Raw genomic sequence first — 10,339 nt, forward strand, 5'->3', positions numbered from 1 at the left:
CGCCCCATCCCAAGGTTAAACCGCCGAGCGCTGTGGTCTATGGCGTGGCTTTGCGCGACAATGACCACCTCGTCAGTGCCAGCTCCAGTGGCCTGGCTGAAATCTGGACTATCAAGTAAGGACCAAAAGGCCCATGAGTCAGCAACTAAACGAACGCCTCGAAACCCTGGAAAGCCGCCTCGCCTTTGCCGAATACACGGTGGAGCAGCTCAACGACGAGGTCACCACCCAGGGTCGCGAGCTGGACCGGCTCAAACACCAGATCCATCTACTGGTGGATAAATTGCAGAGCGTACAGCCGAGCCAGATCGCCAGCATGGCCGAAGAGACGCCGCCACCGCACTACTGATACGTGCCAGCCATAAAAAAACCCGCGCCATGCGCGGGTTTTTTTATCATCGGCCAGGCCGTGATCAGTGCTGATGGCCCTTGCCACCACAACCACCACCACCGCAGCAACCACCGTGACCGTGATCGTCGCCGTGATCGTGTGCATGGCTGTGACCATGGCCGCCACAGCAGCCACCGTGGTCATGATCGTGATCATGGCCGTGATCATGGTCATGACCATGACCGTGACCGCAGCCACCAGCGCCGTGCACATGGCCATGGGCCAGCTCTTCGGCGGTCGCGGCACGCACGTCCTTGATCTCGACCTTGAAGCCCAGGGTCACGCCAGCCAGGGGATGGTTGCCGTCCACCTTGATGAACTCCTCGGACACCTCGATGACGGTCACCGGACGGTGACCATCGTCGGTCTCGGCCACAAAAGTATCCCCTTCAGACACTTCCATACCGTCGAACAGCTCGCCGGGCACTTCCTGCACCAGATTCTCGTCGTACTCGCCATAGGCCTGGTTCGGCGTCAGGGTGACGTCGAACGCCTCGCCCACGCTGCGACCTTCCAGCTCGGCTTCGAGGCCGGAGACCAGGTAACGGGTACCGTGCAGATACACCAGCGGCTCTTTACCGACAGTGGTGTCGATGACTTCACCGTGTTCGTCGGTGACCGTGTATTCCAGCGTAACCACGCTCAGGGGAGCTACTTTCATGTCAGGGATCCTGCGGATAGAAAAAAACGGGCTCAGAATACCTCAAAAAGGCAGACAAGCATATGGTCGGCCCGGCTTCAGTATGATGAAAAAGTCATCAACAGCGACCCGCCTGACCGGCGTACCATCACCTTGAGGCATGTCCCTCACTCGGGACGAAACACCCCTATCACCTGCTCCGCCTCACGCGTAGCCTTGTCCACCTGCTCCTGGGTCTGCACCTGGGTATCCCCGCACTCGACACAGGTCACCTTCTCGACTCCATGCTCCATATACAGCATCATGGTGTCCATCTTGCCGCACGCCGGGCAAACCGCCCCGGCAATGAAGCGCTTTTTACGTCTGGTTTCCATTTTTGTTACCTCCAGGCAGCATCATATCAGGGTTTTTACATGCATCACGCCATCGAATATCAGCATTTTTCCACTTCCACCCTTCAGGTCGGCCCCCGCAAGCGCTCCCCCATGGGCCAATTGCTGCGCGTCACCCAGGGGGCGGCGCTGCTGAAATTGGGTGCCCATGAGCTGCTGCTGACACCTGGCAGCCACTTCTGGCTCTGTGCCGATGCCCTCGCCGCCTTCACCCCTCTGGCTGACTGCCAGCATGATCTGCTGGCCTGCTCCGTGCGGGTGCCCCAGCCCGCCCAGGCTGGCTGGTTGCAGGCAAACCCGTTGATGGACGCACTGCTGGACAGCCTGGCGGCCTGGTCACGCCCCCGAGACTGGCAAGGCCCCTATGGGCAGCGACTGCAAGTGGTGGGGGATGAGTTGCACGGCTGCACCATCTCGTCACTGGGGGATCAGGCACTGCAAGATGCCTGGCAAGCCCTGGCCAGAGCACAGCCGGATAGCGTGGCTGCCTGGCAGACCCTGCTGGGCACTCGCGGTCTCGAGGGCCCGCACGCCCAGGCACTGCAGGATCAGTGGCAACTGTTGCAGGGGATTCGCCTGCTGCGAAGCGGCAGCACACCGTCACAGGTGGTGAGCAGGCTGGGTTATCGGGATGAAAGCGCGCTGGCCGAGGCTCATCTGCAATGGCTCGGGGCGCCCCTCTCCCCTCAGCCGTCCGCGACCCGATAAAAGAGGCATAAAAGGATGGCAAAAGAAATCCAGTTTTGCGGCTCACCGCCGCTAACAACAAAGGAGTCATTCATGTCACCATCCTTTATGCTGAACACCCGATTGACCGTCACCGACTAGATCAACAGGACATCCGCCATGACGAGCAAGGCCAACCAATCCCAGGGCATGTTGCTGTTCCACCTCTCTGCCAGACAATCCTTCGCCATCGGTACCCTCAAGGTGAAGGAGATCGTGCCCTACACCCAGCTCACCGCCCTGCCACAATCCCATCCCACCGTGCTCGGGGCCGCCAGCATGCGCGGCACCACCATCCCGGTGATCGACATGGCAATGGCCGTGGGCTACCGCCCCATCAGCCGGGAGGAGATGCCCCACTGCTTCATCATCATCACCGATTGCCGCCGTACCCTGGTGGGCTTTCTGGTGCGGGGCATCGACAAGATCACCGAGTGCAACTGGCGTGACATCGAGCCGCCCCCTCCCTCTTTGGGACAGAACGTCTTCGTCACCGGCGTGACCCGGGTGGGAGATCAGTTGATCCAGTTGCTGGATGTGGAACTCATCCTGTCGCGGGTCTATCCGGACGATCCCAGCCATCTCTACCCCGTGCTGACCGACGTGCAGCGCGAGCGGCTCAAGCCGATGCGGATCCTGCTGGTGGACGACTCCTCTGTCGCCCGTCGCCAGCTCATGGCGGCGCTCGATTACATCAACATCCCCTACGAGGTCTGCACCAACGGACGCGACGCCCTCACTCTGATGCAGACCCGGGTCTCCCAGGGCACGCGGATCGACATCCTGGTGAGCGATATCGAGATGCCGGGGCTGGATGGTTACGAGCTGGCCTTCGAGGTGCAGAGCGATGCCAAGCTGGCGGGAGCCTACATCATCCTGCACACCTCCCTCTCCAGCGAGATCAGCGTGGAGCGGGCCCATCAGGTCGGTGCCCACGAGGCGCTCACCAAGTTTGAAGCCAACGAACTGATCCAGGCCATGCTGCGCGGCGCCGAGCACCACGATCGTCTGATGGCCTGATGTCGCGGCGAGCCAAGGACTCGCCGCCCCCTTTTCCTCCCTGCTCTTCCGAGTCGTTGCATGTTGACAGAAAGCCACTTTCACGCCCCTTGGTGGGCCCGCAACCCCCATCTGCAAACCATTTTGCCCAAGTGGCTGCGCCGCTCGCCTGCCCGCTTCATCCAGGAGCGCTTCGAACTCCCGGACGGCGATTTCGTTGATCTGGCCTGGAGCGGCGAACCCGGCCAGGATGAACAACCCCTGGTGGTGGTGTTCCACGGACTGGAGGGGAGCATTCACTCCCACTATGCCAAGGGGCTCTTTGCCCACCTGCAGCGGCAAGGGAACGAGGCGGTGCTGATGCACTTTCGGGGGTGCAGTGGCGAGCCGAACCGGCTGCTGCAGGCCTATCACTCAGGCGCCATCGAGGACGCCCAAGCGGTGATTGCCGAGCTGGGGCGACGTTTTCCTGGCCGCCCCCTGGTCGCCATCGGCTATTCCCTGGGGGGCAACATGCTGGTCAATCTGCTGGCGCGGGCCTGCCCGGCACCATTGAAGGCGGCGGTGGTAGTGTCGGCCCCGCTGCAACTGGCAAGCTGTGCCGATCGGGTCAATCAGGGCTTCTCACGGGTCTATCAGAACTACCTGCTGCGCACCATGCGAACCAACCTGCAAAGCAAGATCCGGCGCCAGAGCGCGGCACGGGCGCGCTGGCAGCCGGCCCAGATCACCCGCATCGCCACACTGAGGGAGTTCGACGAGCTGGTGACGGCACCGCTCCATGGTTTCGAAAGCGCCGATCACTACTACCAGACCTGCTCCGGCCTGGGCCTGCTGGCCCGCATTCCCATCCCGACCCTCGTCATTCACGCCGCCGACGATCCCTTCATGACCGATGCCGTCATTCCGGCGGCGGAGCAGCTCTCCCCTCTGGTGCGCTACGAGCTGAGCAGACAGGGCGGCCACGTGGGCTTCCTGCACGGCTCTCCCTGGCGCCCCCGCTTCTGGCTGGATGAGCGCATCAGCCAGTGGTTGCGGGAGCAGACTCAGGGTGCGAGCCGATAACCGTTGCGCCCCTCTTCCTTGGCCTGATAGAGGGCACCATCGACTCGCTCGAGCAGCATGACGAGGCTCTCCCCGGCTCGCCACTGGGCTATCCCCTGGCTCAGGGTGAGGTGGGGGGAAACGTCGGAATCCTCATGGGGCAGAGCCCTGGCCGCCAGAGTGGCGCGAATGCGCTCCGCCACCTCCTGGCCACCGGCCAGCGTCGTCTCCTGCAGCAACACCACGAACTCCTCTCCCCCGTAGCGCGCCACCAGATCGCCGGGCTCCCGCACACTCTCCTCCAGGCACTCGGCCACCAAGATCAGGCACTCATCCCCCGCCTGATGACCATAGCGATCGTTGTAGCGCTTGAAGAAATCCACATCGAGCAGGATCACGGTGAGCGGTACATCCTGGGTGGTGCCTTGCGCAATGGCACGCTTGCACGCCTGATCGAAGTGGCGACGGTTGGCTATGCCGGTCAGGGGATCCCGGTTGGCCATGGCATTCATCTTGTTTGCCAGCATCAGGTTGTCGTGTTCCCTTGACACCGCAAGCTCGAACCAGCCGTTGAGCATGCGCCGCCCCGTCTCCAGCACCACCAGCAAGACCCCAACCACGATGGTGTTGACCAGAACAAAGGGCTCAGGACTCCAGGAGGCTCTCACCAACAAGAACAGCAGGGGGACCGACACCAGTGCGTAAAACAGCCGCACATCGCAATACGCGGCGACGAGACCGGTCAGCAGCAGCAGGCTGACCATGTTGAAAATGAAACTGAAGCCTCCCTTCAAGTCGACGATCGAGATGGTGTAACCCACCATGGCCCAGGCCAGCCCCCAGGCCAGGGCACAGACGCACAGGGACACCAGCCAGATGGCATGGGGTTGACGGGAGAGCCAGCCCCACCCGAGCGGCAGCAGCAAGCCAACACCTATCATGGCAAAGAGCTGCCATTTGTAGGACCAGGGCAGGTTGCCGACCAGTACCAGGTGTGCATCCCGATAGATGTAGAAGCGGGTCAGCAGAAATACGAGGGCGATGAGATTGATGACCCAGTACCAGCGCAAACCGGCGCTCAGGGCGCGGCGGCGGGCATCGAACAGGTGCTGTTCGAATTGACTGGAGGGTCGGCGTGCGTCAATGGATTGCATGGCACCCCTCGTCCAAAACGAGACAAATCCCTTGCGCTTGCCGACCAGACACCGACAATATCCGCAACCCACTGAGTGAAGATGAAATCATGATTATCCCCTGGCAAGAACTGGAGCCGGACACCCTCACCAACCTGCTCGAACACTTTGTGCTGCAAGAAGGCACCGAATACGGTGAACAGGATGTCAGCCTGACCGACAAGGTCGAAGCAGTCAGGCAACAATTGCTACAAGGTAGCGCCGTGCTTGTCTACAGCGAGCTGCACGAAAGTGTCAATGTCGTCCCAAAGACTCATTTAAGCAAGTCACCCACTGACGACTTCCCCCAAGCGTAGCGCGGTCACGGCTTATCGGGCGGCTCACCCCGCCCTCCCCCTATCCAACTCGCACCATCAGGCCGCATGGCCAGTTCGCCATCCAGAAGCACCTATTCCAACGTACCCAGAGCACAGGGCAGCCCTCGTTCACCGCTATTGCCGGGAAGCGTGGTGGCTGCAGGAGGATGACGGCGCACTTGACCGCACTTTGGGCCACCCCTTATAACGGAACTCCCAAGGAAGAGAGAATTCTATGTCCGCCAAGCATCCCATCATCGCGGTCACCGGTTCGTCCGGTGCCGGTACTTCCACCTCCACCAACGCCTTCCGCTCCATGTTCCACCAGCTTGGATACAAGGCGGCCGTGGTCGAGGGGGACAGTTTTCACCGCTACACCAGGCCCGAGATGGACGTGGCGATCCGCAAGGCCCGGGAGCAGGGGCGGCATATCAGCTACTTCGGCCCGGAGGCTAACGATTTCGGTCTGCTCGAGTCTTTTTTCCAGGAGTATGGCCAGAGCGGCACAGGCCAGTACCGGCGCTATCTGCACAGCTTCGACGAGGCAGTGCCTTTCAACCAGATGCCTGGCACCTTCACCCCCTGGCAGGATCTGCCCGGCGAGACGGATCTGCTGTTCTACGAAGGACTGCATGGCGGCGTGGTCACGGGGGAGCACAACGTGGCGCGGCACGTGGACTTTCTCATCGGCGTGGTGCCCATCGTCAACCTGGAGTGGATCCAGAAGCTCATTCGCGACACCTCGGAACGCGGCCACTCCCGCGAGGCGGTGACCGACTCCATCGTGCGTTCCATGGACGACTACATCAACTTCATCACGCCGCAGTTCTCCCGCACCCACATCAACTTCCAGCGGGTGCCGACCGTCGATACTTCCAACCCCTTCAGCGCCAAGGTGATACCCAGCCTGGACGAGAGTATGCTGGTGATCAGGTTTCGGGGCATCAAGCAGGTGGACTTCCCCTACCTGCTGTCGATGATAGACGGCGCCTTCATGTCCAGGATGAACACCATCGTCGTGCCGGGTGGCAAGATGGGCTTCGCAATGGAACTGATCCTGCGCCCCCTGATCCAGCAACTGATCGAAACGGGCAAGATCACCTGAGCCAAGGAGCTTAACGATGCGCGCTGCACTTCTCTCATTCACGCTGGCAACCCTGCTGGGGGGTTGCAGCTCCGGCCCCGCCGCACCCACGGTCGAAACGGGCACCATGGTGGTTCGCCCGGCGGAGCATTGGACCTACGGGGCGACACCACGCTATGCGCTGGCCGAACAATTCCAGTATGCGGGCAACAGCGCCGCGCCCTGGCTCGAGCCGGTACAGCAGGCCGTCATCCGGCAACTGGACGGCAAAGGCTGGCGCAGCGTTCCCCTGGATGAGGCCGACGTCTGGGTCGCCATCGGGGTAGCTGGCAGCCAGGACATGAGCGATGGCGAGATCTTCTCCCGCCTCGGCATGACACCGGGCCTGAACGCCGCCGCCAATGCCCGCAAGGGAACCCTGGCCGTCGTGCTGCTCGACGGGCATAGCCAGAAAGCGGTGTGGAGCAGCGCCATCCAGCTCGCCAGCGACGTACCCGTCGCAGAGGAGGCCCGTGGCCAGCTTAGCCAGCAACTGGCCGCCCAGTTGCTGGGCTCACTACCGTCAGAGTGATGTCTCTTTCAACAAAAACGGCCTGCTTCACGCAGGCCGTTTTCCATGCACGCCGTGACGGCATCAGGGTCACTTCAACTCGCAGGTCAGCTGGGTCACACCGCTCTTGACCAGGGTGGCCTGCTTGTCCTGACGGGAGAAGGTAGTCACCCCGTCGGAATAGCTGGCAGTCTCTTTGGGCGACTCGATGCGCCCCAGCTTGTGATAGACACCGGCATAAGGGAACTGCACCATGTCGGCCTGAGCATCATAGGTGATGGCCAGCAACTCTTCCCCGCACTGATACTGGCTGTATTGATACTGGGTCGGCTGCGGCATGCTGCAGGCGGCCAGACCGAACAGGGGAAGCAACATCATCATTTTTTTCATCGCACTTTCCTTATGTCATGGCGTTATCGACGGGACAAACTATAGCGGTCAACCCTCAAGGATTTGATAACTATGGGTAATTTCTACCGCTTTTTCCAACATCAGGGAAACTGAACAATATTTTTCCATGGACAGATCCACCGCACGGGCGACCTGCTTCTCCGCCAGCCCCTTGCCGGTCACCACGAACTTGAGGTGGATCTGCTCAAATACCCGGGGAACGGTATCGGCGCGGGTCCCTTCCAGTTCGACATGGCAGGCGGTCACGGACTGACGGGCCTTCTCCAGGATGGAGACCACATCGATGGAGCTGCAACCGCCGACAGCCAGCAGGATCATCTCCATCGGGCTGGCACCTTCACCCGGGTTGGCGCCATCCAGGGTCACCTGATGACCGGACTCGCTCTCTCCCACAAACTTCATGCCTTCCACCCAGCTGACCTTGGCTTTCATCTCTCACTTTCCTCTCAATGACGACGGTTCTAACGCCCATAGCATACCTCAAGCCGGGGTCGAGTGGCACATGCGCCAGGATCTTGCCCGTTCACGACGATAAAGCCCCGTTTTGCGGCGACAAGCCTCTCCTGCGAAACGGACGACGACCCAAAGGGAAATAGATCGAAATCAACATCCGACCTCCTCTTCTTGCCTAGAATGCCCCGGACGACGCAGCAGATGGCGGCTCACCGGTGGACGGCAAAACCCCAAAGCCTTGTCAGCACAGGCAAAGGCTCTTATTCTACTGCGACCAAAGAGTAAGGAATGGCAAGCTTGGCAACTTGCCTGGACGCACAGTCCATAAAAATGACACTACAGAGGAAGTCTCATGATCATTGGCAAACCGCAAAGCGATCCCACCCTTGAGTGGTTCTTGTCGCATTGCCACATTCATAAGTATCCCGCCAAGAGCACCCTGATCCACGCCGGTGAAAAAGCGGAAACCCTCTACTACATCGTCAAGGGCACCGTCGCCGTCCTGATCAAGGATGACGAAGGCAAGGAGATGATCCTCTCCTACCTGAATCAGGGGGATTTCCTGGGCGAGATGGGGATGTTCGAAGAGAACGAGAATCCGGAGCGTTCCGCCTGGGTGCGTGCCAAAGGCGCCTGTGAAGTCGCCGAGATCTCCTACAAGAAGTTCCGCCAGCTGATCCAGGTCAACCCGGACATCCTGATGCGTCTATCCGGTCAAATGGCCAAGCGCCTGCAGCACACCAGCCAGAAGGTCGGCAACCTCGCCTTCCTGGACGTGACCGGCCGCATTGCCCAGACCCTGCTCAACCTGGCCAAACAGCCGGATGCCATGACCCACCCGGATGGCATGCAGATCAAGATCACCCGCCAGGAGATCGGCCAGATCGTCGGCTGCTCCCGTGAAACCGTCGGCCGCATCCTCAAGATGCTGGAAGAGCAGGAGCTCATCTCCGCCCACGGCAAGACCATAGTGGTGTTTGGTACCCGCTGACCGGGTTCCGCCGACGGCGCCCGCACAGCGCCGTTGGATAAAAAGGCTGCCCATGGCAGCCTTTTCCGATCCTCTCCCCTATAATCCCGAACGCCCCGCCGTCATGGCCTTCGCCAAGAGAACTCCTATGCACCTTCAATGCCCCCTTTGCCGCAGCCCCCTGCACCTTCATGCCGCCTCCCGCGGGGTCTATTGCGACAACAAGCACCACTTCGATCCCGCACCGGAAGGCTATCTGGACCTCATCCCCGGCAAGAAGAACCCCAAGGACAGCGACAGCCGGGCCCTGCTGCGCGCCAAGCGCCGCTTCCTGGAACAAGGCCACCAACTGCCTCTGGTGGACGCCATGGCGAACCTGCTCGCGCCTCTTGGCGAGCGCGAGCTTGTCCACCTCGGCTGCGGCGAGGGGTACTACTGCCGCGCCCTGGCTGAGCGGCTGCCCGGGTGGCAGGTCGGCGGTTTCGATCTGGCCAAGAATGCCATCTTCGCCGCCAACAAGGCGCAACCGGAAGGCCAGTTCGTCATCGCCGACCCGGCGCGCGCCCCGCTGCTGCCTGGCACGGCCCAGGTGCTACTGGTCAACGACCTCAAGGTCAAGACGGAACTCCTGGTCAGCTGGCTGGCACCGGGCGGCTATCTGCTCCACGTGCAGCCCGGCCCTCGCCATCAGTGGCAATTGCGCGTCAGCCTCAATCCGGTGAGCATGGAACATCCCCTGAGCTGGCCCGCCCTCACCGGGCTCGTCAATGTTGCTCAGCAACGCGCCCAGTTCAGTACGGCGCTGGATCAGGGCCTGCGCGAGCACATTCTGGAGACCAGTCGCCTCGGCTGGCGTGCCAGCGGCGAGCAGCGCCACGCCTTCACCCACCAGGGGCCCGACGCCCTCGAGCAGGATCTGCTGCTCAGCCTGTGGCAAAAACCGCTGTAAACCGGTGACATACCATGAAAAAAGGCCCTGACGGGCCTTTTTGACAAAGCGAGTGCGCCTTTCCCCTGACAGGAAGAGACACCCGACCACGCAGCAAGACAAAAATGGGGCCCTCGGCCCCATTTTTCATCACGGCAGATCAGTTGCAGCTCGCCGCGCCCTGATCGACCCAGACGGCGGCCTTGCCGGGCTCATCGCCCTTGGTCCAGTACTGAGCCTTCCACTTGCGGCCGTTGTGGCT

General features: G+C 61.4%; 15 protein-coding genes. 9 read left to right on the plus strand and 6 right to left on the minus strand.

The features are described from left to right. The first annotated feature begins 133 nt into the window (after positions 1-133). Positions 134-349: a SlyX family protein gene (locus AACR77_RS10350; protein WP_010673249.1), complete on the plus strand. Its 216-nt coding sequence runs from the start codon at positions 134-136 to the stop codon at positions 347-349. A gap of 64 nt (positions 350-413) precedes the next feature. On the opposite strand, the gene AACR77_RS10355 is transcribed toward AACR77_RS10350, so the two are convergent. Next, a complete protein-coding gene (locus AACR77_RS10355) occupies positions 414-1,052 on the minus strand; it encodes an FKBP-type peptidyl-prolyl cis-trans isomerase (protein ID WP_042881264.1) in 639 nt (212 codons plus the stop codon). Between the two features lie 146 nt (positions 1,053-1,198). Beyond that, the gene (locus AACR77_RS10360) at positions 1,199-1,405 is read right to left on the minus strand and encodes a YheV family putative zinc ribbon protein (protein ID WP_010673247.1); all 207 of its coding nucleotides are present in this window, start codon (positions 1,403-1,405) and stop codon (positions 1,199-1,201) included. Between the two features lie 39 nt (positions 1,406-1,444). Here AACR77_RS10360 and AACR77_RS10365 point away from each other — a divergent pair, with 39 nt between their 5' ends. The 3 genes from AACR77_RS10365 to AACR77_RS10375 all read left to right on the plus strand — a co-directional run bounded on the left by AACR77_RS10365 (position 1,445) and on the right by AACR77_RS10375 (position 4,213). Next, the gene (locus tag AACR77_RS10365; protein ID WP_042881265.1) at positions 1,445-2,131 is read left to right on the plus strand and encodes a hypothetical protein; all 687 of its coding nucleotides are present in this window, start codon (positions 1,445-1,447) and stop codon (positions 2,129-2,131) included. A 138-nt stretch (positions 2,132-2,269) separates the two neighbouring features. Further along, positions 2,270-3,169 (plus strand): chemotaxis protein, encoded by a 900-nt coding sequence (locus tag AACR77_RS10370; protein ID WP_042881267.1) that lies wholly within the window; start codon positions 2,270-2,272, stop codon positions 3,167-3,169. Positions 3,170-3,229: 60 nt separating this feature from the next. After that, positions 3,230-4,213, plus strand: a complete 984-nt coding sequence (locus AACR77_RS10375; protein ID WP_042881268.1) for a hydrolase — start codon at positions 3,230-3,232, stop codon at positions 4,211-4,213. Here the strand turns inward: AACR77_RS10375 and AACR77_RS10380 are convergent. Continuing rightward, the gene (locus AACR77_RS10380) at positions 4,195-5,346 is read right to left on the minus strand and encodes a GGDEF domain-containing protein (protein WP_042881270.1); all 1,152 of its coding nucleotides are present in this window, start codon (positions 5,344-5,346) and stop codon (positions 4,195-4,197) included. The two genes, AACR77_RS10375 and AACR77_RS10380, sit on opposite strands and share 19 nt — an antisense overlap. An 89-nt stretch (positions 5,347-5,435) precedes the next feature. On the opposite strand from AACR77_RS10380, the gene AACR77_RS10385 reads away from it, so the two are divergent. The 3 genes from AACR77_RS10385 (at position 5,436) to AACR77_RS10395 (ending at position 7,336) form a co-directional block, all read left to right on the plus strand. Then, entirely contained in the window at positions 5,436-5,681 is a 246-nt protein-coding gene (locus tag AACR77_RS10385) for a YheU family protein (RefSeq protein WP_010673242.1), read from the plus strand. A 235-nt stretch (positions 5,682-5,916) separates the two neighbouring features. Further along, positions 5,917-6,786, plus strand: coding sequence for a phosphoribulokinase (locus tag AACR77_RS10390; RefSeq protein WP_010673241.1), 870 nt, complete (start codon positions 5,917-5,919; stop codon positions 6,784-6,786). A gap of 16 nt (positions 6,787-6,802) precedes the next feature. Next, positions 6,803-7,336, plus strand: a complete 534-nt coding sequence (locus AACR77_RS10395) for a lipoprotein (protein ID WP_042881272.1) — start codon at positions 6,803-6,805, stop codon at positions 7,334-7,336. Positions 7,337-7,405: 69 nt separating this feature from the next. Here the strand turns inward: AACR77_RS10395 and AACR77_RS10400 are convergent, their stop codons facing one another. Then, complete coding sequence (locus tag AACR77_RS10400; RefSeq protein ID WP_010673239.1) at positions 7,406-7,705, minus strand: hypothetical protein; 300 nt, start codon at positions 7,703-7,705, stop codon at positions 7,406-7,408. Between the two features lie 48 nt (positions 7,706-7,753). Further along, positions 7,754-8,158 (minus strand): OsmC family protein, encoded by a 405-nt coding sequence (locus AACR77_RS10405; RefSeq protein WP_010673238.1) that lies wholly within the window; start codon positions 8,156-8,158, stop codon positions 7,754-7,756. A gap of 373 nt (positions 8,159-8,531) precedes the next feature. On the opposite strand from AACR77_RS10405, the gene crp reads away from it, so the two are divergent. Then, positions 8,532-9,170, plus strand: a complete 639-nt coding sequence (gene crp, locus AACR77_RS10410) for a cAMP-activated global transcriptional regulator CRP (protein WP_010673237.1) — start codon at positions 8,532-8,534, stop codon at positions 9,168-9,170. A 127-nt stretch (positions 9,171-9,297) separates the two neighbouring features. Continuing rightward, complete coding sequence (locus tag AACR77_RS10415; RefSeq protein WP_041211190.1) at positions 9,298-10,098, plus strand: putative RNA methyltransferase; 801 nt, start codon at positions 9,298-9,300, stop codon at positions 10,096-10,098. Positions 10,099-10,237: 139 nt separating this feature from the next. Here AACR77_RS10415 and AACR77_RS10420 read toward each other — a convergent pair. Further along, positions 10,238-10,339: carbohydrate-binding protein (locus tag AACR77_RS10420; RefSeq protein ID WP_042881274.1), on the minus strand; the 102-nt coding region annotated here is incomplete at its 5' end.

It is taken from the genome of Aeromonas sp. ZOR0002 (genome assembly GCF_963866995.1).
In the GTDB taxonomy this organism is placed as follows: domain Bacteria; phylum Pseudomonadota; class Gammaproteobacteria; order Enterobacterales; family Aeromonadaceae; genus Aeromonas; species Aeromonas caviae.